Here is a 20859-nt window from a genome sequence, read left to right on the forward strand (position 1 = left end):
CCAAATTCTCCAAAGCTGTCATAAACTGGACACCCCGCTTACGGTAGGCTAGTGTGCCTTAACGGGAACAGAATAAGACTGGGGAATATCATTGGTATGGCGTCCGCGTCCGACTTGTTGCGTATCGAGAATCTCGACGTCTCATTCTCGGTTTTCGGGGACAAGCTGCGTGTCGTAAAAGACGCCGGGCTACGTATCCTACCGGGTAAGGTCACCGCACTTGTCGGTGAATCCGGCTCCGGAAAATCCGTCATCAGTCAATCGATCATGGGCATTCTACCGACGCCGGCCAAGGCGACGGGCAAAATCCTGTTCACCGATCCCCTCGACGGCAAGACCACCGATATTCTGCAATATGGCCGCGACAGCGAGCAGATGCGCGATCTGCGCGGCAAGCGCATGGCGACGATCTTTCAGGAGCCTATGACCTCGCTTTCACCGCTCCATACGGTTGGGAACCAGATCAGCGAGTCGCTGCTGATCCACACCGACGCCGACAAGAAGGAAGCGCGCGAGAAGACCGAGGAGATGCTTGGCCTCGTCGGCTTCGCCAATCCGAAACGCACCTACGACATGTACTCGTTCGAGCTTTCTGGCGGCATGCGCCAGCGCGCGATGATCGCCATGGCGCTGATCTGCCGGCCGGCGCTGCTGATAGCCGACGAACCGACGACGGCGCTCGACGTGACGATCCAGGCGCAGATCTTGGAACTCCTGCGCGACCTGCAGCACAAGCTCGGTATGGCGATGCTCTTGATCACCCACGATCTCGGCGTCGTCGCCAACATGGCCGACGAAGTGGTCGTCATCTATCATGGCGAGATCATGGAAGCCGGGCCGGTCAAGGAAATCTTCCGCAACCCGCAGCATCCCTATCTCAAGGGCCTGATGGCCGCGGTCCCGCATTTCGACATGAAGCCCGGCGAACGGCTGAAGGCGCTACGCGACGTGCCGGTCAATCTCGAATCGCTGATCGGCAAGAAGAAGTCGTCCGTCGATCACGACGCGCCGAAGGTGCTGCTGTCGGTCAACAATCTCTCGAAAACCTATGCGATCCGCAAGCGCGGCCTTTTCGGCCAGGGCGAAAAATCCGTGCTGCGCGCCGTCGATGACGTCAGCTTCGACATCAGGCGCGGCGAGTGCCTGGGTCTCGTCGGCGAATCCGGATGCGGCAAGACCACCGTCAGCAAGATCCTGATGCGGGCGATCACACCGGATAGCGGTTCGGTGATCTTCAACGACGGCAAGGAAGTCATCGACGTTCTGACCGTCAAGGGCGACGAGCTGCAGGAGCTGCGCACCAAGATCCAGATGGTGTTTCAGGATCCGGTCTCATCACTCTCACCGCGCATGACGGTGCGCAATATTCTCAGCGAGCCGCTCGAGATTCACGACCGCGGCGACAGCGAGGAGCGCAAGCGTAAGGTCGAAGCGCTGATGGGCGCCATCGGCCTCGACCGCCGCTATCTGAGCCGCTATCCGCACAGTTTTTCCGGCGGCCAGCGCCAGCGCATCGGTATCGCCCGTGCGCTTGCGCTCGGTCCCAAGCTCGTCATTCTCGACGAGCCGGTTTCGGCGCTCGACGTCTCGGTTCAGGCGCAGATTCTCAACCTCTTGAAGGACCTGCAGAAGGAACTCGGGCTGACCTACCTGTTCATCTCGCATAATCTCGCAGTGGTGGACTATATGGCCGACCGCATCGCCGTCATGTGCAAGGGGCGCATCGTCGAGATCGCACCGCGCGAAATCATCCTGCGCGATCCGGTTCATCCCTACACCAAGTCTCTGCTGGCCGCCGTCCCCTTCCCCGATCTCGACCGGCCGCTCGATTTCGAAGCGTTGCGCAAAAATGGTGCTGCCGACAAGCAGAACTGGGGCCTGACCTTCACCGCCGAGCATGACGACGCTTCCGAGCTTGCCTATGCCGATCTCGGCGAAGGCCATTTCGTGCGCGCCCGAAAGGGTGCCGACGTCAAGGAGCTGCGCGCATGGTAACGCGTCGCACCTTCCTCGGCGGCATGATCGGCGCAACGGTTGCGCCTACCCTTGTCCGCGCCGCATCCGATGACCGCGACATCGAGCCGGAATTCCTGCGCGACCAGCTGCGCGCCGATGCCATTCCGCCCATGGCGCAGCGGCTGCCGAAGCATCCGCGCATCATCAACATGAAGGAAGCGGGCCTGGCGCCTGGCACCTATGGCGGCCAGGTCAAGACCATCATCGGCGGCCCGCGCGACGTGCGCTACATGACCGTCTATGGCTATTCGAGGCTGATCGGTTACGACAAGCACCTGCAGTTCCAGCCGGACATTCTCGGCGGCTACACGACAGAAGACGATCGCATCTTCACCTTCCACCTTCGCGAAGATCACAAGTGGTCGGATGGCAAGCCGTTTACGGTCGATGACTTCCGCTACTGGTGGGAGGATGTCATCCTCAACAAGGAAGCGACCCCGGGTGGCGGTGCGCTGGAGTTGCGTCCGCACGGCGACCTGCCGAAGTTCGAGGTGCTCGACGACCTCATCGTTCGCTACACCTGGGAAAAGCCGAACCCAAGCTTCCTGCCGGCACTCGCCGGTCCGCTGCCGCTCGTCATCTTCGGGCCGGCGCATTACCTGAAACAGTTCCACAAGAAGTATCAGGACGATTTCCGCCTATCGGCGCTGATGAAGGAAAACCGGGTCAAGAAGTGGGCCGACCTGCACATCAAGATGTCGCGCGCCTCGCGTCCCGAGAACCCTGATCTGCCGACGCTCGATCCCTGGAAGGTCATGACCAAGCCGCCGGCCGATCAGTTCATCTTCGACCGCAACGCCTTTTTCCACCGTGTCGATGAGAACGGCGTGCAGCTGCCCTATATCGACCGCTTCATCCTGAATGTCAGCTCGTCGTCGATCATCGCCGCCAAGGCGGGCGCGGGCGAATCCGACCTGCAGGCAACCGGCATCGATTTCAACGACTATACCTTCCTGAAGGAAGCCGAGCAGCGCTTCCCGGTGAAGGTCAATCTCTGGAAGCAGGCCCGCGGCTCGCGCGTTGCGCTGCTGCCGAACCTCAACTGCGCCGACGAGGTCTGGCGCAAGCTGTTCCGCGACGTTCGCTTCCGCCGGGCGCTGTCGCTGGCGATCGACCGCCACGAGATCAATATGGTGGCGTTTTATGGGCTTGGCACGCCGAGCGCCGATACCGTTTTGCCCGACAGCCCGCTCTTCAAGCAGGAATATGCCGACGCCTTCATCCAGCATAATGTCGATCAGGCGAACAAGCTGCTCGACGAACTCGGCCTGACCAATCGCGACGAAGAGGATATCCGCCTTCTGCCGGACGGGCGGCGTGCCGAGATCACCGTCGAGACGCCCGGCGAAAGCACGCTCGACACCGATGTGCTGGAACTCGTGCGCGATCACTTCCGCACGATCGGCATCGCGCTCTACACCCGTACCTCGCAGCGTGACATCTTCAGAAGCCGCGCGATGAGCGGCTCGATCATGATGGCGATCTGGTTCGGCATCGAGAACGGCGTGCCGACCGCCGACATGGCGCCGGTACAGCTTGCACCGACCGTAGACGATCAGTTGCAATGGCCGATCTGGGGCATGTACTACCTCTCGGCCGGCCAGGAAGGCAGTGCGCCTGATATCCCCGAGGTCGTGCAGCTCGTCGATCTGCTGAACCAGTGGGGAGCGACCGCCGACTTCAAGAAACGGGAGGAGATCTGGCACGAGATGCTGGCGCTCTATACCCAGCAGGTCTTCTCGATCGGCCTGATCAACGGTGCGCTGCAGCCGATCCTGATCTCGAAGAAGATGCAGAACGTTCCGGAACGGGCGCTCTACGGCTTCGACCCGACCTCCTTCCTCGGCATCTACATGCCTGACGCATTCTGGCTGAAGGAGGCGTGAGATGCTGAGATATATCCTCTGGCGCATCGCCGCCATGGTGCCGACGCTGTTCGTGATCTCGGCTCTCGTCTTCACCATCATCGAGCTGCCGCCGGGCGACTTCTTCGAAAGCCAGATCGCCGAGCTGCGCGCCCAGGGCGAAGCCGCCAACCTTCAGGAGATCGAAGAACTCCGGAAGCAGTACGGTTTCGACAAGCCAGAGGTCGTCCGCTATTTCTACTGGGTCGGCGGCATGCTGCACGGCGATTTCGGCTACTCGTTCGAATATCAGCTACCAGTCTCTGATGTCGTCGGCGACCGGTTGTGGTTGACGATCCTCGTCTCCTTCACCACCATCCTCGTCACCTGGCTGATCGCCTTCCCGATCGGCATCTATTCGGCCACCCATCAGTATAGCTGGGGCGACTACGGACTGACCTTCTTCGGTCTGCTCGGCATCGCCATCCCGAATTTCATGCTGGCGCTGATCCTGATGTATTTCGCCAATGTCTGGTTCGGCCTCTCCATCGGCCATCTCATGGACCAGCAATATCTGAACGAGCCGATGAGCTCGGAGAAGGCAAAGTCGATTCTGGCGCATCTCTGGATCCCGGTGATCATCGTCGGCACCGCGGGAACAGCGGGCATGATCCGCCGCCTGCGCGCCAATCTGCTCGACGAGATGCAGAAGCAATATGTAACGACGGCGCGTGCCAAAGGCCTGCACCCGACCCGGGCGCTGATCAAATACCCGCTGCGCATGGCACTCAACTTCTTCGTTGCCGATATCGGCTCGATCCTGCCGTCGATCATCTCGGGCGCCGAGATCGTCGCTATCGTGCTGTCGCTCGAAACGACCGGGCCGATGCTGGTCAAGGCGCTGCAGAGCCAGGACATGTACCTGGCCGGTTCGTTCCTGATGTTCCTCGCCTTCCTGAACGTTATCGGCGTGCTGATCTCGGATATCGCTCTCGGCTTCCTCGATCCCCGCATCCGCTTGCAAGGCAGGAGCACCAAATAATGTCGCCCTTGCCGCCACCAGGCGCCCCCCTGGAGCACTTTGTCTCGACCACGCCGTTCGATCCGCAGGCGCAGGAGACGATGACCTCTGCGCAGTCGCGCATTCATCTCGCGTCGCAGAAGCAGCTGATGTGGTGGAAGTTCAAGCAGCACCGCCTGGCGCTGATTTCCGGCATCTTCCTCGCACTAGTCTATTTCGCGATCCTGATCGTCGAATTCCTGGCGCCCTACGGCCTGCATAGCCGCAATGTCGACTACATCCATTCGCCGCCGCAGCGGGTACATTTCTTCGACAAGGGCGAGTTCATCGGTCCCTTCGTCTATGGCCGCTCGATGCGGCTCGATATCGACACGCTGCGACGCATTTACACAGAGAAACCCGATGACATTCAGCCGATCCGCTTCTTCTGCAGCGGCGATGCCTATCGTTTCTGGGGTCTGTTCGAATCCAGACGGCACCTCGTCTGCCCGGCCGAAGGCGGCCAGATGTATCTGCTCGGCACCGACCGTCTCGGCCGCGACGTGCTGTCGCGTATCCTCTACGGCGCACGCATCTCGCTGACCATCGGCCTCATCGGCATTACCATCAGCTTCGTGCTCGGCATCGTCATCGGCGGTCTCGCCGGCTATCGCGGCGGCGTCTTCGACCTGCTCGTCCAGCGCATGATCGAGGTGCTGCAATCGCTGCCGAGCTTGCCGCTCTGGATGGCGCTTGCCGCCATCATGCCGGTGACCTGGAGCCCGATCGTTATCTATTTCGGCATCACCGTAATCCTCGGTATCATCGACTGGACCGGGCTGGCACGTGCCGTCAGATCCAAGCTTCTGGCGCTTCGCGAAGAAGATTATGTGCAGGCCGCACAGTTGATGGGCGCCAGCACGCCGCGCATCATCGGCCGCCATCTGGTCCCCGGTTTTATGTCGCATCTCATTGCTTCTGCAACGATTTCCATCCCCGGAATGATCCTTGGCGAAACGGCGCTGTCCTTCCTCGGCCTTGGCCTTCGGCCACCGATCACCAGCTGGGGGATCTTGCTCACCGAAGCGAAAAGCGTCAGTGTCATCGCTTTCTACCCGTGGCTTCTGTTCCCGATAATTCCGGTGGTTCTTGTCATTCTTGCCTTCAACTTTCTGGGAGACGGGTTGCGCGATGCCGCAGATCCCTACAAATAACAACAAGCCCAGCGGATCATCGGCCCGCTGTCTCTTGGCCTCCGGCAAACGGGGGTGAACTATGTCATTCGCCCCAGAGGTACTCTCCATGGCCAGACGTGTTGAAGATGCACGTATCCTCATGTACAGCCACGACACGTTCGGTCTCGGCCATCTGCGCCGCTGTAGAACGATCGCCCATGCGCTGGTCGAAGACTATCGCGGCCTCAACATCCTGATCATCTCGGGCGCCACGATCGCCGGCGCCTTCGATTACCGAGCTCGCGTCGATTTCGTGAAGATCCCGAGCGTGATCAAACTGCGCAACGGCGAATATACGTCGATGGCGAGCCATATCGATCTGCAGGATACGCTGAAGATGCGCGAATCCAGCATTCGCCATACCGCCGAGACCTTCCAGCCCGACATCTTCATCGTCGACAAGGAGCCCATGGGTCTGAAGGGTGAAGTCGAGGATACGCTCGCCTATCTGAAAGCGCGCGGCACGACGCTGGTACTTGGTCTGCGCGAGATCATGGATGCGCCGCACCTGCTCGATGCCGAGTGGAAGCGTAACGGCATCATGCAGAAGATCGACCAGTATTACGACAGTGTCTGGGTCTATGGCCCGCCGGACTTCTACGATCCGCTGGTCGGCCTCGATGTTCCCGCCAATGTCCGACGCAAGATGGATTTCGTCGGCTTCCTGCAGCGCAGCGTTTCGAAGAGCAAGAAGTCGGTGAACACGCCGAAGGAAAAATACATTCTCGTCACGACGGGCGGCGGCGGCGACGGCTCCGATCTCGTCCATGACGTGATGAACGCCTACGAGCAGGATCCGACCCTTCAATTGAAGGCGCTGGTCGTGCTCGGCCCCTATATGCCGGCCGCTGAGCGCACGAAGCTCGTAAAGAAGGGCGAAAAGATCCCGTCCATCGAGGTCATCGAATTCGACAATCACATGGAAGAACTGATCGAGGGAGCAACGGGCGTGGTCGCCATGGGCGGCTACAATACCTATTGCGAGATCCTCTCCTTCGACAAGCCGGCGCTGATCGTGCCGCGCGTCAAGCCGCGTGAGGAGCAGTTGCTGCGGGCACAGCGCGCCAGCGAACTCGGCCTCGTCGATATGCTGCTGCCGGATCAGTCCGCCAATCCTGCCATTATGGCCGAAGCCCTGAAGCAGCTGCCATACCGCCAGCCGCCGTCGCAGAGCGGCTGTACCATGCGGCTTGAAGGGCTCGATCACATCTCGCAGACCGTTGGCCGCTGGCTCGACAATCGCGGCCGTCATCTCTCCCTCGTCGGCGCAGAGTGAAGACACCGACCTTGCCAGAGCGCCGGAAGATCCTCGTCGTCCTGAAAGGCTATCCACGCCTTTCGGAAACATTCATTGCCCAGGAGCTGCTTGGCCTCGAAAAGGCCGACTTCGACCTGACATTGATTTCCATGCGCCGCCCGACCGACAAGAAGCGGCATCCTGTTCATGACGAGATCAAGGCGCGCGTCGTCTATCTGCCGGAATATCTGCACGAGGAACCGCTTCGCGTCCTGAAGGGCTTTTTCGCCGGCTTTGGCAGGAAGGGGTTCGGAGCGCTGATGAAGCGCTTTTTCACCGACCTGCCGCGCGACATTTCCCGCAATCGCTTCCGCAGGCTTGGCCAGGCGCTGGTTCTCGCGCGTGAATGGCCTGATAACGGCCAGTGGCTGCATGCGCATTTCATCCATACGCCGGCCTCGGTAACGGAATATGCCAGCATTCTGACCGGCGTCCCGTGGACGGTTTCCGCCCATGCCAAGGACATCTGGACCTCGCCGGATTGGGAGCTGAACGAGAAGCTTTCGAGCGCCCGCTGGGCGGTGACCTGCACCCGAACCGGTTATGAACACATGCGGACACTGACCAGCCGTCCGGATGCGGTGCATCTCAGCTATCACGGGCTCGATCTTGCCCGTTTCGGCCATTTTTCCGGCGAGCGGTCGAAGCGTGACGGATCGGCCACCAGCGACCCGGTCTTCCTGCTCAGCGTCGGTCGCGCCGTCGAGAAGAAGGGTTACGACATCCTGCTCAATGCGCTGGCCCTGCTGCCGAAAGATCTGGCCTGGCGCCTCGAGCACATCGGCGGCGGCGACGAGCTTGCGAAGCTCAAGGCACTTGCCAGCGCTCTTGGTCTTTCTGAGCGCATCGTCTGGAAGGGCGCGCTCGCGCAGGAAGATGTTCTCGATCACTACAGACGGGCCGATCTCTTCGTGCTCGCCTGCCGGATAGCCGCCAATGGCGATCGTGACGGGCTGCCGAACGTGCTCGTCGAAGCATCGAGCCAACGGCTCGCTTGCCTCTCCACCAATATCTCGGGCGTGCCGGAACTGCTGGCGGACGACGAGAACGGCCTTGTCGTGCCTCCTGACAACCCGAAAGCGCTGGCCGTGGCGCTCGAGCGGGCGATCAGCGATCCGGCGCTACGCCACCGTCTCGGGGATGCCGCCGAGCAGCGGGTCCGGGCGCATTTCGACTATCATTCCAGCATCGCGCAGCTGACGCAGCTTTTTGAAGCCGAGTGGCAGAAGACCCCATGAGCGCCAAGCGAGCCTTCTTCTACGTTCAGCACCTGCTTGGCATCGGCCATATCGCCCGCGCGAGCCGGATCGCCAATGCCATGGCCAACGATGGCTTCGACGTCACCGTCGTCACTGGCGGCCTGCCGGTTCCGGGGTTTCCGGCCGAGGGACTGAAGACGATCGCACTTCCGCCTGTAGTCGCCAGCAATGCCGGTTTTTCCGGTCTTGCCGACGCAGACGGCAATCCGGCCACCGAAGCATTTTTGGCTTCTCGCCGCGACATGCTGCTTTCGGCATTTCGCGAGACCACGCCGGATGCAGTCATCATCGAAGCCTTTCCCTTCGGCCGCCGGCAAATGCGCTTTGAATTGCTGCCGCTGCTCGATGCGATCGCTTCGGTCAATCCGCGGCCAAAGCTCTTCAGCTCGGTGCGCGACATCCTGCAGGAAAACCGGAAACCCGGCCGCGACGAAGAAACGGTCAAGCTCGTCAAGGATCACTTCGATGCCGTTCTCGTTCACGGCGACCCTGACTTCGTGCGGCTGGAAGACACTTTTCCGCTGACTGCTGATATTGCCGATAAGGTGCGCTATACCGGCCTTGTCGCCCCACCCCCCGCCTCCGATCCGACAGAACGCTTCGATATCATCGCGTCAGCAGGCGGCGGCGCTGTCGGCCTGGATTTGATCCGCGCGGCCCGCGATGCTGCATCCTCGCTCCCCGTGTCCTATCGCTGGCTTCTGATTTCGGGCCCGATTCTTCCCGAACGGGATTTCGCAATGCTCCAGCACGAAGCCCCGGCAGACGTGACGCTGGTGCGGTTCCGCAAGGATTTCCCATCTCTGCTGAAGGGCGCCAAGGTGTCGATCTCGCAAGCCGGCTACAATACTGTCGGCGATCTTCTGCGCACCGATTGCCGGGCGATCCTGATCCCCTTCGTTGCCGGTGGCGAAACGGAACAGACCGTGCGCGCCGAACGGCTGAAGGCGATGGGTCTGGCCAGCATTCTTCCGGAGACCGGGCTGACAGCTGAGCATCTCGCAAGTGCCGTCTCCGAAGCCCTTGCGCGCGCGCCCCGGCAGGCCGCCGCGCTGGACCTTGCGGGCGCTGAAACCACAGCGGCGATCATTCGCTCAATGCTCGGCTGAATTGCTCACACTTTATGAAAGTCCTGTGATATAAACGGATTTCCGGCAGAATCGGCAGTTCGATGGCAGTCCGCTTCGCCTTGTTTTCGTTACGATATCCGGCGGTCCGGCGGCATGAACCTGTTTTCCGAATCCTCCTTCGTAAACGTCTCCGGACCCTCCCTTCAGGTTGACGGTTAGCAATGGAAAAGAGCCTCGCCCGCTACATCTGGTCGAACACCCGCCTCCAGCAGCTCTGGATTCTGGCGGTCGTTGCGGCGTCGATGATCCCCTACTTCCTGTCCTTCGATCTGCCGAAGCAGATCGTCAACGGACCGATCCAGGGCGACGGCTTCGACAATGCCAACGCCACCCAGACTTTCATGCATCTGGCATATGATCTGCCGCTGATTGGGCATGTCGAGTTCTTCCAGGGTCTGCAGCTCAACCGTCTGCAGATGCTGATGGCGCTCAGCCTGGTTTTCTTGGCGCTCGTGGTGCTGAACGGTCTCTTCAAATTCTACATCAATACCTACAAGGGCCGCCTCGGCGAGCGCATGCTGCGCCGGATCCGCTTTCAGCTGATCGACCGGGTGTTGCGCTTTCCGCCGGCGCATTTCAAGCGCGTGAAATCCGCCGAAATCGCTACGATGATCAAGGACGAGGTGGAGCCGATGGGCGGCTTCACCGGCGATGCCTTCGTCTCGCCCGCCCTGCTTGGCGGCCAGGCGCTGACGGCGCTCGCCTTCATCATCATCCAGAATTTCTGGCTCGGCATGATCGCCGCCGGCATCGTCGGCGTGCAGGCGATCGTCATCCCGCGCATGAGAAAGCGCCTGCTCGAACTCGGCCGCCAGCGGCAGCTGACCGCGCGCGAACTGTCGGGCCGCGTCGGCGAAATCGTCGACGGCATCGGCACCATCCATGGCAACGATACCTCAAACCTCGAGCGCGCCGATATCGCAGCGCGCCTCGGCTTGATCTTCTCGATCCGCTACGACCTCTACCAGTGGAAGTTCATGGTGAAATTCCTGAACAACTTCCTGGCCCAGGTCACCCCGTTCTTGTTCTACGCCATCGGCGGTTATCTGGCGCTTCAGGGCCGCCTCGACATCGGCCAGCTGGTAGCCGTCATCTCCGCCTACAAGGATCTGCCGGGACCGCTGAAGGAACTGATCGACTGGGACCAGATGCGCCAGGACGTTCAGGTCAAGTATCAGCAGGTCTACGAGCAGTTCAACGTCGAGCCGCTGATTGACAGCAAGATCCAGGACGTGCCCGCCGAAGCGATCGGCCCGTTGACGGCAGCACTCGTCGTCACCAACCTCGCCGTCAATGACGACAGTGGCGCGCGGCTGGTCGATCACGTCTCGGTGGAGATCAAGCCGAACGAAACGGTGGCGATCGTCGGCCCGAATGGAAGCGGCGCGGAAGCCTTTGCCGAAGCGCTCGGGCGCATCGTCTGGCCGGAAGGCGGGCGCATCAGCATCGACGGCCAGGATTTGCTTGCGCTGCCGGAATATATTACCGGCAGACGGATTTCCTACGTATCGTCGGATACCTACTTTTTCCACGGCACGCTCAAAGACAACATCCTCTACGGCCTCAAGCACGCGCCGCTGACGGATCCGGGCTACCAGGGTCAGGACGCTCTCGAATTCAAATGGCGAAACGCGGAGGCGCTGCGCGCCGGAAACCCGATTTTCGACCTCAACAGCGACTGGGTGGATTATAACGCCGCCGGTGCGACAGGCCCCGACGATCTGCTGAAAGCGATCCGCCCGGTGCTCGACGCTGTGCTGATTTCGCAGGACATTCTCGATCTCGCACTGCGGTCTTCGGTCGATACCAGCGTTCACGTGGCACTTGCCGAGCGCATCGTCGATCTGCGCGCCTCCTTGCGCGAGCGGCTGGAGGAAGAGAAGCTCGACACTATCGTCGTTCCCTTCGATTTCGACGCCTACAACGCTCAGGCGACGGTTGGCGAGAACCTGCTTTTCGGCACGATGAAGCGGCCGCACATGACCAACCGGCGTCTCGCCGCCCACCCCTATTTCCAGCAACTTTTCCGCGACACCGGCCTCAGCAACGATCTCTACGCGATGGGCCTGGAGATCGCCGAAAACGCCGTGGAACTGTTCCACGACCTGCCGCCGGATCACCCGTTCTTCCAGCAACTGACCTTCATGACCGCGGACGACATCCCCGCCTACCAGGCGCTGCTGCAGAAGCTGCAGAGCCGGAAGTTCGAGGATGCGACGGCCGAGGAGCGCTCAAGTATCATCCGCCTGAGCTTCGCCTATATCGAGCCCCGCCACCGCTTCGGTCTGCTGACCGACGAGCTGATGGAAAAGATCGTCTCGGCGCGCAAACAGTTCCACGAACATATTCCCAGTGATCTCTCGGCACTCATCGAGCGCTACGATCCTGAACGTTTCACCGCGTCCGCCAGCCTGATGGACAACGTGCTTTTCGGCCGCATCGCCTATCAGCAGGCCGATGCATCGGAGCATATCCGCTCGATCATGGGCGAGCTCTTCGACAAGCTCGATCTGTTCGACGACGTGCTGTCGATCGGTATGGAATTCGATGTCGGCTCTGGCGGCAAGCGCCTGACGATGGTTCAGCGCCAGAAGATCAACCTGGCGCGCGCGCTGCTGCGCCGTTCCGACTACTTCATCCTCAACCGGCCGCTTCTGGCCCTCGACCAGCGCGTCCAGGACCAGATCACCCGAAACGTGGTGACCGGCCTTCACGAGGAAGGCAAACGCCCGGCAATCATCTGGGTTCTGTCGAACGCGCGCCTTGCTGAGGTCTTCGACAGGATCCTGCTTTTCGAACGCGGTGGCCTGGCACAAGCCGGTGGCTATCCGGAACTTTCGGAGAAAAACACTATGTTCAAGGAACTGTTATCGTAATAATCTACTGGGGCGGCTGAGACGGCATTCTTGCGAGGGAATGCCTGGTAGAGTTTTAGAAAACGCTTTCTCCTTATACGAGAGGAGGCGCCAGGGGGTAAAACACTCATGCTGTTGAGAGATGAAGTCGAAATGCTGCGGCGGGTGCCGATCTTTTCCAGGATCGCGCCGGCAAAACTCAAGCTTTTGGCATTCACCTCCGACCGGATGACCTACAAGGCCGGTCAGAACCTTTTCCATCAGGGCGATCCGGGCGATGCAGCCTACGTGATCCTCTCGGGAACGGCCGACATTCTCGTCCATTCTCCTGCTGGCGATATCAAGGTCGCCGATGTCGAACTCAACTCGATCGTCGGCGAGATCGCCATTCTCTGCGACGTCTCGCGAACGGCAACCGTGCGCGCCACCTCGGGGCTCGAAGTCCTGCGCATCAGCAAAGAGCACTTCCTGAAGCTGCTCAGCGACTTCCCAGAAATGGCCGTCGAAATCATGCGCGTGCTGGCCGACCGCCTGAACCACACGACTGCCGAACTGACCGCGGCGCGCGCCAAGCAGCCACCGGAACCGGTTAACTGATCAGCATTAATCCGGCGGCCATTGCTGGGCGCCGTGAAGCAGGCGCAGGATCTGTATTTCCTGCGCGTTTTCATCGATGCGATAGATGATAAGATATGGACTGCCGGGAACCACAAGTTCCCGGGCTCCGTCCTTGCGTCCGCTGCGGCCTGCACGCGGGTGTGCGCTAAGGATATCCGCCTGGCTTCGTACAAGCGTCTCCAGCCGGATGGCGGCCTGCGGGTTCTGCTTAAAAACGTAGGATATCTGGCGCCGGCGATCGTTCAGCGCGCGAGGCAACCAGTTGACGATCACTTACCGTCTTCCTGTACGCGAGACATCAGGCTAGCCAGAAACGCATCCATTTCCTTGTTGGCATCTTCGTTACTGATCCAGACGGTATTCGGATCATCCGCCTCGCGAAGGCCGATCTCAACTTGCTCGCGGAACCAGCGGTCGTGTTCGGCCGCCTCATGCGCGCGCTTCAGCGCATCGGCTCGATCGGGACGCTTGCTGGATTCTGCGGCGTAGTCCGCAGCATCCACCTCGAATTGCGAGATGCCGACATCCTTGAGATAGGAGACAAGCGTCTCCATGCGCTTGAAAAGCCTGACCTGGCGGCTGCGCTGGGCGGCAAGCGAATGCTCGCTCTTTCCATATCGCACGACGATGGACCAGCCGCCGAGTTGTCCGACCACAAGGGTCTTGTCGATGGCGCCTGCTTCAGCGAGCCGCGAGAGGGTCGCATGGTCGATCATCGAATGGGTCATCAGAGCATCTCCTTGGTCTGGAAGGATATGCAATCAATTATAATTTGCAATGCGCCATTTAATAAAAAACCCGGTACGAAACCGGGCTCTTTTGTTCGATCAGGATATCAGGCGCTACTCGCGTTGTTCCAGCGCCTTGCTGAAAGCCAGCGCTGCAAGCGTGCAGATCGCGCCCGAGAGCAGGTAGTAGCCGACGAAGGTCAGGCCGAAGCTGCTGGAGAGGCTCAGCGCCACCAGCGGTGCAAAGCCGGCGCCGACGAGCCAGGCGAGGTCGGAGGTAAAGGCGGCGCCGGTATAGCGGTAGCCGCGGCCGAAGCGCGAGGAGATCGAGCCGGTGGCCTGACCGAAGGACAGGCCGAGCACTCCGAAGCCGATGATGACGAAGGCATCCTGTCCGGCATCGCCGGATGCAATCAGCATCGGCCCGACGAAGGAGAAGATCGCGATCAGCACCGCACAGACGGCGAGCTGGGCGCGGCGGCCGATGCGGTCGGCGATCAGGCCGGAGGCAATGATCGCGACGATGCCGACAAGTGCGCCGATGATCTGCACCACCATGAACGTGTCGAGCGGCTGCGTTCCATATAGACTCATCCAGCCGAGCGGGAAGATGGTGACCAGATGGAACATCGCGAAGCTCGCCAGCGGCACGAAGGCGCCGATCAGGATATCGCGGCCATGAACCTTCAGAACCTTGCCGATCGGCGCGGCCTCAAGCTCATGCTGTTCCAGCAGCGTGCCGAACTCCTGGGTCATGACCAGGCGCAGGCGGGCAAAGAGCGCCACGACATTGATCGCGAAAGCGACGAAGAACGGATAGCGCCAGCCCCAGGAAAGAAAATCCTCGTTGGAGAGATTGGCGATGAAGAAGCCGAAGATAATGCTCGCCAGCGCGAAGCCGATCGGCGCACCGAGCTGCGGGATCATCGCGTACCAGCCGCGCTTGTTCTGCGGCGCATTCAGTGCCAGCAGCGATGCGAGGCCGTCCCAGGCGCCGCCGAGCGCAAAGCCCTGGCCGAGCCGGAACAGGGCCAGAAGCGCAATCGCCCAGTAGCCGATCTCGTTATAGCCGGGCAGGAAGGCGATCGACGCCGTAGAACCGCCGAGCAGGAAAAGCGCAATCGTCAGCTTCGTGCCGCGGCCATAGAAACGGTCGATCGTCATGAAGACCACCGAGCCGACTGGACGCGCCAGGAAGGCCAGCGAAAAGATCGCAAAGGAATAGAGCGTCGCCGTCAGTCGATCCGGTGCGAAGGGAAAGATCAGTTGCGGGAAGACCAGAACCGAAGCCAGGCCATAGACGAAGAAGTCGAAGAATTCCGACATTCGACCGATGATGACGCCAAGGGCTATACTTCCGGGCGAAACCTTTTCGCCAGCATGGATCTGTCTTGCGTCGCGTTCGAGTGTCGTGGACGATGGTCCATAATTTGCTGCAGTCATTAACGCCTCCCTCGTTGAGACGCCGCGGCAAAGCGCCTCAAGACGATCTTGATCAAACCCGCAAGCTTATCAAGTCTGATGGACGTAAATAGTTCATCATCCATTCTCAAAATTAGATGTGGACGAGAAATCGGGCGTGATCCGGCGAATCGAGCCGCCGCCAGGTGGCCCTTTTCATTTTCACGGATATATTATGCCGCTAACATGCATGCGCCCGGGCCAAATCCTTCGTAATTTTATCAGGATTTCAAAGCCGTAGCGTCTTACAATTTTTGCCGCGCTGCGGCATCTTTGCTGCAGTGCGACCAAACACCTCATGTTGCCATCAGGTTCAGTGCTTTAGTCGCGGTTTGGATGAAACAACAAGAGCTTAGAGACGTGCAAAAACTCGTGAAGTTTTCCCGCCTTCTATCCGTGTTGCCGCTGATGATGCTGGCAGGATGCAATATGGTCGTGATGTCGCCGTCGGGCGATATCGCAAGTCAGCAGGCAGATCTCATTCTGGTCTCCACCTTCCTGATGCTGCTGATCATCGTGCCGGTCCTGTTCCTGACGCTGTTCTTCGCCTGGCGTTACCGGCGTTCGAACACGGCAGCGACCTACGATCCGGAATGGCATCATTCGACACGGCTGGAAGTGGTTATCTGGTCTGCGCCGCTGGCGATCATCATCGCGCTCGGCGCGATCACCTGGATTTCGACTCACAAGTTGGACCCATACCGCCCGCTCGACCGGATCGACGCGGAACGCAGCATTCCCGCGGACACCAAGCCGCTGACCGTCGAGGTCGTGGCTCTCGATTGGAAATGGCTGTTCTTCTATCCGGATCTCGGGATCGCTACGGTCAACGAGCTGGCAGCGCCGGTCGATGTGCCGATCAATTTCAAGATCACCGCATCGTCGGTCATGAACTCCTTCTACATCCCTGCCCTTGCCGGCCAGATCTATGCGATGCCGGGCATGCAGACCAGGCTGCACGCCGTCATCAACAAGGAAGGCGAATACGAAGGCTTCTCCGCAAATTACAGCGGCGACGGCTTCTCGCACATGCGCTTCAAGTTCCACGGCCTGAACCAGCAGGGCTTCGACGATTGGGTCGCCCGGGTGAAGAGCCAAGGTACGGCGCTGAATCGCGACACCTATCTGAAGCTCGAAAAGCCCTCCGAGCGCGAACCGGTTCGCTATTATGCCAGCGCCGACAAGGATCTCTACGACGCGATCCTCAATCTCTGCGCCGCACCCGGTAAGATGTGCATGAGCGAGATGATGCATATCGACATGATGGGCGGCGGCGGCAAGGAAAGTGCCGAGAACCGCGAGAAGCTGCAATATGACAACCGCCATGTGAAGAAGGGCGAAGGCACCAATGCCGCTACCTTCCCGGCAACCGGCACGCCTGCCCGCAGCGACGAGAAGCCCGCCGGCACCGGCGAAAATGGCCAGCAGCCGATGCAGAACGACATGCCTGGAATGGACATGAACGGCGGCGGCCACGATGGCCATTCGATGCCCGGAATGGACCACGGCAATGGCGATCCGGCTCCGGCCCAGCTGAACAACAATTAAACCTGGCGCTTTGCGTCGCTAAGACATCAATGAACGGGTTATTCCATGTTTTCCAATCCTGACCTCCTGAAGTTTATCTTCGGCCGGTTGACCCTCGATTCGATCCCCTATCACGAGCCGATCCTGGTCTTCACCTTCATCGGCGTGGCGATCGGCGGCATCGCTGTGCTGGGTCTCATTACCTATTTCAAGTTCTGGGGTCCGCTCTGGCGCGACTGGATCACCAGCGTCGATCACAAGAAGATCGGCATCATGTACATCATCCTCGCGGTGATCATGCTGCTGCGCGGCTTCTCCGACGCAATCCTGATGCGTATCCAGCAGGCCATCGCCTTCAACGGCAATGAAGGCTATCTGCCGCCGCATCACTATGACCAGATCTTCACGGCGCACGGCGTCATCATGATCTTCTTCGTGGCGATGCCCTTCGTCACCGGCCTGATGAACTTCGTCGTGCCGCTGCAGATCGGCGCGCGCGACGTCTCCTTCCCGTTCCTCAACAATTTCTCGTTCTGGATGACGACGGCAGGCGCGATCATCATCATGATGTCGCTGTTCGTCGGCGAATTCGCCCGCACCGGCTGGCTGGCCTATCCGCCGCTTTCGGGGGCTGATTATAGTCCGGGTGTCGGTGTCGACTATTATATATGGGGGCTCCAGGTCGCCGGTGTCGGCACGACGCTATCGGGCATCAACCTGATTGCGACGATCGTCAAGATGCGCGCGCCGGGCATGACCTTCATGAAGATGCCAGTCTTTACCTGGACCTCGCTCTGCACCAACGTGCTGATCGTCGCTTCCTTCCCGATCCTGACCGCAACGCTCGTTCTGCTGTCGCTCGACCGCTATGCCGGCACGAACTTCTTCACGAACGATCTCGGCGGCAATCCGATGATGTATGTGAACCTCATCTGGATCTGGGGTCACCCGGAAGTTTACATCCTGATTCTGCCCGCCTTCGGCATCTTCTCCGAAGTCGTCGCCACCTTCTCCGGCAAGCGCCTGTTCGGCTACGCCTCGATGGTTTACGCCACCTGCGTCATCATGATCCTGTCCTATCTCGTGTGGCTGCACCACTTCTTTACGATGGGCTCGGGCGCCAGCGTCAACTCGTTCTTCGGCATCACCACGATGATCATCTCCATCCCGACAGGGGCGAAGATGTTCAACTGGCTGTTCACGATGTATCGCGGCCGCATTCGCTACGAAGTGCCGATGCTGTGGACCGTCGGCTTCATGGTGACCTTCGTCATCGGCGGCATGACCGGTGTCATGCTCGCCATCCCGCCTGCCGACTTCGTGCTCCACAACTCGCTGTTCCTGATCGCCCACTTCCATAACGTGATCATCGGCGGCGTGCTGTTCGGCCTGTTTGCCGGCGTCAACTACTGGTTCCCGAAGGCCTTCGGCTTCAAGCTCGATCCGTTCTGGGGCAAGATGAGCTTCTGGTTCTGGCAGATCGGCTTCTTCTTCGCCTTCATGCCGCTCTACGTGCTCGGCCTGATGGGCGTGACCCGCCGCGTCTCGCAGTTCGAGGATCCGTCGCTGCAAATCTGGTTCATCATCGCCGCCTTCGGCGCCGGCCTGATCGCCCTCGGCATCGTTTCCTTCCTCGTGCAGATCTTCGTCAGCTTCCGCAAGCGCGAGGCGCTGAAGGACGAGACGGGCGATCCCTGGGAAGGCCGCACGCTGGAATGGGCGACGTCCTCGCCGCCGCCGGACTACAACTTCGCCTTCACGCCTGTCGTTCACGATCACGACAGCTGGTACGACATGAAAAAGCGCGGCTATGTCCGTCCGCACGAAGGCTTCCGTCCGATCCACATGCCGAAGAACACCGGCACCGGCGCGATCCTTTCGGCCCTCAGCATCGGTCTCGCCTTCGGCCTGATCTGGTACATGTGGTGGCTGGCTGCCGTCTCCTTCGTCGCAATCGTCGCCGTGTCGATCGCCCATACGTTTAACTACAAGCGTGACTTCTACATTCCCGTCGAGGAAGTCACCGCGACAGAGGACAAGCGCACCAAGCAGCTTGCGATGCAGGCATGACGACCATGACCGATCACACCATCGACTCGGCCGAAAAGCCCGTCTTCTATCTGACCGAGGATCATCATCCGGAGAGCAGCACCAATCTCGGGTTCTGGCTCTATCTGATGAGCGACTGCCTGATCTTCGCCGTGCTCTTTGCCACCTATGGCGTGCTCGGCCGCAATTATGCGGCCGGCCCGTCACCGAAGGATCTGTTCGATCTGCCGCTGGTGGCGATCAACACCTCGATGCTTCTGTTCTCGTCGATCACCTATGGCTTCGCCATGCTGCAGATGATGAGAGGCTACAAGGCCGGCGTGCTGTTCTGGCTGGCGATCACCGGCCTGTTCGGCGCCGCCTTCATCGGGCTCGAACTCTATGAGTTCGCGCATCTGATCCATGAAGGCGCCGGACCGTCGCGCAGCGCGTTCCTCTCGGCCTTCTTCACGCTGGTCGGCACCCACGGCCTGCACGTCACCTTCGGCATCATCTGGCTGATCACGCTGATGGTTCAGGTCTCGATGCACGGCCTGATCGAAGCCAACAAGCGCCGCCTGATGTGCCTGTCGATGTTCTGGCACTTCCTCGATGTCGTCTGGATCGGCGTCTTTTCCTTGGTCTATCTGCTGGGAGTTCTCGGATGAGCTCGAACACTCACGCCCACGACGCACATCACGACCACGGCCATGGCGGCCATGGTCACGGCGGTCACGATGCGGATCACGGCTCCTTCAAGAGCTACATGATCGGCTTCGTGCTGTCGGTCATCCTCACGGCGATCCCGTTCTGGCTGGTCATGGCAGGCGTCTTCGAAAGCCCGCTGGTAACGGCAGTCACCGTGATGGCGCTCGGCGCCGTGCAGATCGTCGTCCACATGATCTACTTCCTGCACATGAACACCCGTTCGGAAGGCGGCTGGACGATCATGGCGCTGATCTTCACCATCGTCATCGTCGCCATCGCGCTGGCCGGCTCCTTCTGGGTCATGCATCATCTGAACACCAACATGATGCCGATGAGCCCCGAAATGATGAAGAACATGCCGTAAGACAGATGCGGGCGGCCTCCGGGCCGCCCGCTGGATTTGACCATGACCGATCAATCAGGCTCCAAACTCACGGCACCGCGCTCGACCGCCAAGCTCATTCTGCTTGGCGGCCTGATGCTGCTGGCAATCGCTACCTTCGTGGCGCTTGGTATCTGGCAGGTGGAGCGGCTCTACTGGAAGCGCGATCTGATCGCCCGCGTCGATCAGCGCATTCATGCGGCACCGGTGCCCGCTCCCGAGGGCGCCGGCATCGACGCCACGGCCGATGAATACCTCCGGGTCTCCGCGACCGGCACATTCGACAACAGCAAGGAAACGCTGGTCTACGCCTCCACCGAGCTCGGCCCCGGATACTGGGTGATGACGCCGCTCCGGCTGGAAGACGGCAATGCCATCCTCATCAATCGCGGCTTCGTACCGCTGGAAAAGCGCGATCCGAAAATGCGCGCTGAAGGACAGCTTTCGGGACCGGTCAGCGTGACAGGGCTGCTGCGGCCAACAGAGCCGAAAGGTTCACTGCTGCAATCCAACGATCCCAAGACCGGATGGTGGTATTCGCGCGACGTGGCGGCGATCGCCGCGGACAAGGACATCGGCAAGATCGAACCCTACTTCATCGACGCCGATGAAGCTCCGAATCCGGGTGGCGCGCCGGTCGGCGGGCTGACGCGCGTGGTCTTCCCGAACAGCCACCTGAGCTATGCGATCACCTGGTTCGCGATGGCGCTGATGGTCATGGGGCTGCTTGGCGCCGCCGTTCGCAGCGAACTCCGCCGCCGCTGAGCGAAG

Annotated in this window: 17 protein-coding genes; 14 read left to right on the top strand and 3 right to left on the bottom strand. The window is 60.4% G+C overall.

The window, feature by feature from the left end:
* Positions 1-96: 96 nt before the first annotated feature.
* The 9 genes from AC1DNK_RS17005 (at position 97) to AC1DNK_RS17045 (ending at position 13233) form a co-directional block, all read left to right on the top strand.
* A complete protein-coding gene (locus AC1DNK_RS17005) occupies positions 97-1995 on the top strand; it encodes an ABC transporter ATP-binding protein (RefSeq protein ID WP_477942282.1) in 1899 nt (632 codons plus the stop codon).
* Entirely contained in the window at positions 1989-3902 is a 1914-nt protein-coding gene (locus tag AC1DNK_RS17010) for an ABC transporter substrate-binding protein (RefSeq protein ID WP_477942283.1), read from the top strand. The genes AC1DNK_RS17005 and AC1DNK_RS17010 overlap by 7 nt, the downstream gene beginning before the upstream one ends.
* A 1-nt stretch (position 3903) precedes the next feature.
* Positions 3904-4902 (top strand): ABC transporter permease, encoded by a 999-nt coding sequence (locus AC1DNK_RS17015; RefSeq protein ID WP_477942285.1) that lies wholly within the window; start codon positions 3904-3906, stop codon positions 4900-4902.
* Entirely contained in the window at positions 4902-6074 is a 1173-nt protein-coding gene (locus AC1DNK_RS17020; RefSeq protein WP_162708505.1) for an ABC transporter permease, read from the top strand. The genes AC1DNK_RS17015 and AC1DNK_RS17020 overlap by 1 nt, the downstream gene beginning before the upstream one ends.
* An 88-nt stretch (positions 6075-6162) precedes the next feature.
* A complete protein-coding gene (locus AC1DNK_RS17025; protein ID WP_477942287.1) occupies positions 6163-7371 on the top strand; it encodes a glycosyltransferase family protein in 1209 nt (402 codons plus the stop codon).
* An 11-nt stretch (positions 7372-7382) separates the two neighbouring features.
* The gene (locus tag AC1DNK_RS17030) at positions 7383-8630 is read left to right on the top strand and encodes a glycosyltransferase family 4 protein (protein WP_477942288.1); all 1248 of its coding nucleotides are present in this window, start codon (positions 7383-7385) and stop codon (positions 8628-8630) included.
* Positions 8627-9760 (top strand): glycosyltransferase family protein, encoded by a 1134-nt coding sequence (locus AC1DNK_RS17035; protein ID WP_477942290.1) that lies wholly within the window; start codon positions 8627-8629, stop codon positions 9758-9760. Before AC1DNK_RS17030 ends, AC1DNK_RS17035 begins: the two co-directional genes overlap by 4 nt.
* Positions 9761-9942: 182 nt before the next feature.
* Complete coding sequence (locus AC1DNK_RS17040) at positions 9943-12657, top strand: ABC transporter transmembrane domain-containing protein (RefSeq protein ID WP_477942292.1); 2715 nt, start codon at positions 9943-9945, stop codon at positions 12655-12657.
* Positions 12658-12765: 108 nt separating this feature from the next.
* Complete coding sequence (locus AC1DNK_RS17045) at positions 12766-13233, top strand: cyclic nucleotide-binding domain-containing protein (RefSeq protein ID WP_112386639.1); 468 nt, start codon at positions 12766-12768, stop codon at positions 13231-13233.
* A 6-nt stretch (positions 13234-13239) separates the two neighbouring features.
* On the opposite strand, the gene AC1DNK_RS17050 is transcribed toward AC1DNK_RS17045, so the two are convergent.
* The 3 genes from AC1DNK_RS17050 to AC1DNK_RS17060 form a co-directional block, all read right to left on the bottom strand.
* Positions 13240-13527: a type II toxin-antitoxin system RelE/ParE family toxin gene (locus AC1DNK_RS17050; RefSeq protein WP_477942294.1), complete on the bottom strand. Its 288-nt coding sequence runs from the start codon at positions 13525-13527 to the stop codon at positions 13240-13242.
* Complete coding sequence (locus AC1DNK_RS17055) at positions 13524-13982, bottom strand: hypothetical protein (RefSeq protein ID WP_477942296.1); 459 nt, start codon at positions 13980-13982, stop codon at positions 13524-13526. Before AC1DNK_RS17055 ends, AC1DNK_RS17050 begins: the two co-directional genes overlap by 4 nt.
* Positions 13983-14096: 114 nt before the next feature.
* Complete coding sequence (locus AC1DNK_RS17060; RefSeq protein WP_477942298.1) at positions 14097-15425, bottom strand: MFS transporter; 1329 nt, start codon at positions 15423-15425, stop codon at positions 14097-14099.
* A 378-nt stretch (positions 15426-15803) separates the two neighbouring features.
* Here AC1DNK_RS17060 and cyoA point away from each other — a divergent pair, with 378 nt between their 5' ends.
* From cyoA to AC1DNK_RS17085, 5 genes are read left to right on the top strand one after another with little or no spacing between them, the layout of a single operon-like run.
* The gene (cyoA, locus tag AC1DNK_RS17065) at positions 15804-16991 is read left to right on the top strand and encodes a ubiquinol oxidase subunit II (protein ID WP_477942299.1); all 1188 of its coding nucleotides are present in this window, start codon (positions 15804-15806) and stop codon (positions 16989-16991) included.
* A gap of 45 nt (positions 16992-17036) precedes the next feature.
* Positions 17037-19040 carry a cytochrome o ubiquinol oxidase subunit I gene (gene cyoB, locus AC1DNK_RS17070; protein ID WP_477942300.1) on the top strand — a complete coding sequence of 668 codons (2004 nt, stop codon included), beginning with the start codon at positions 17037-17039 and terminating at the stop codon, positions 19038-19040.
* Positions 19041-19045: 5 nt separating this feature from the next.
* Positions 19046-19666, top strand: coding sequence for a cytochrome o ubiquinol oxidase subunit III (cyoC, locus tag AC1DNK_RS17075; protein ID WP_112386745.1), 621 nt, complete (start codon positions 19046-19048; stop codon positions 19664-19666).
* On the top strand, positions 19663-20070 hold the full coding sequence (cyoD, locus tag AC1DNK_RS17080) for a cytochrome o ubiquinol oxidase subunit IV (RefSeq protein WP_477942302.1): 408 nt from the start codon (positions 19663-19665) through the stop codon (positions 20068-20070). Before cyoC ends, cyoD begins: the two co-directional genes overlap by 4 nt.
* A 42-nt stretch (positions 20071-20112) precedes the next feature.
* Positions 20113-20853 carry an SURF1 family protein gene (locus AC1DNK_RS17085; protein WP_477942304.1) on the top strand — a complete coding sequence of 247 codons (741 nt, stop codon included), beginning with the start codon at positions 20113-20115 and terminating at the stop codon, positions 20851-20853.
* Positions 20854-20859 lie beyond the last annotated feature (6 nt).

This window comes from Rhizobium sp. 01N424 (assembly GCF_056399485.1).

Excerpts from the sequence above, each read along its gene's own strand:
- cyoC (WP_112386745.1), top strand. The coding sequence starts at position 19,046 with ATGACCGATCACACCATCGACTCGGCCGAAAAGCCCGTCTTCTATCTG.
- AC1DNK_RS17040 (WP_477942292.1), top strand. The coding sequence starts at position 9,943 with ATGGAAAAGAGCCTCGCCCGCTACATCTGGTCGAACACCCGCCTCCAG.
- AC1DNK_RS17020 (WP_162708505.1), top strand. The coding sequence starts at position 4,902 with ATGTCGCCCTTGCCGCCACCAGGCGCCCCCCTGGAGCACTTTGTCTCG.
- cyoD (WP_477942302.1), top strand. The coding sequence starts at position 19,663 with ATGAGCTCGAACACTCACGCCCACGACGCACATCACGACCACGGCCAT.
- AC1DNK_RS17010 (WP_477942283.1), top strand. The coding sequence starts at position 1,989 with ATGGTAACGCGTCGCACCTTCCTCGGCGGCATGATCGGCGCAACGGTT.
- AC1DNK_RS17035 (WP_477942290.1), top strand. The coding sequence starts at position 8,627 with ATGAGCGCCAAGCGAGCCTTCTTCTACGTTCAGCACCTGCTTGGCATC.
- AC1DNK_RS17005 (WP_477942282.1), top strand. The coding sequence starts at position 97 with ATGGCGTCCGCGTCCGACTTGTTGCGTATCGAGAATCTCGACGTCTCA.
- AC1DNK_RS17025 (WP_477942287.1), top strand. The coding sequence starts at position 6,163 with ATGGCCAGACGTGTTGAAGATGCACGTATCCTCATGTACAGCCACGAC.
- AC1DNK_RS17015 (WP_477942285.1), top strand. The coding sequence starts at position 3,904 with ATGCTGAGATATATCCTCTGGCGCATCGCCGCCATGGTGCCGACGCTG.
- AC1DNK_RS17085 (WP_477942304.1), top strand. The coding sequence starts at position 20,113 with ATGACCGATCAATCAGGCTCCAAACTCACGGCACCGCGCTCGACCGCC.
- cyoB (WP_477942300.1), top strand. The coding sequence starts at position 17,037 with ATGTTTTCCAATCCTGACCTCCTGAAGTTTATCTTCGGCCGGTTGACC.
- AC1DNK_RS17055 (WP_477942296.1), bottom strand. The coding sequence starts at position 13,982 with ATGACCCATTCGATGATCGACCATGCGACCCTCTCGCGGCTCGCTGAA.
- AC1DNK_RS17060 (WP_477942298.1), bottom strand. The coding sequence starts at position 15,425 with ATGACTGCAGCAAATTATGGACCATCGTCCACGACACTCGAACGCGAC.
- AC1DNK_RS17045 (WP_112386639.1), top strand. The coding sequence starts at position 12,766 with ATGCTGTTGAGAGATGAAGTCGAAATGCTGCGGCGGGTGCCGATCTTT.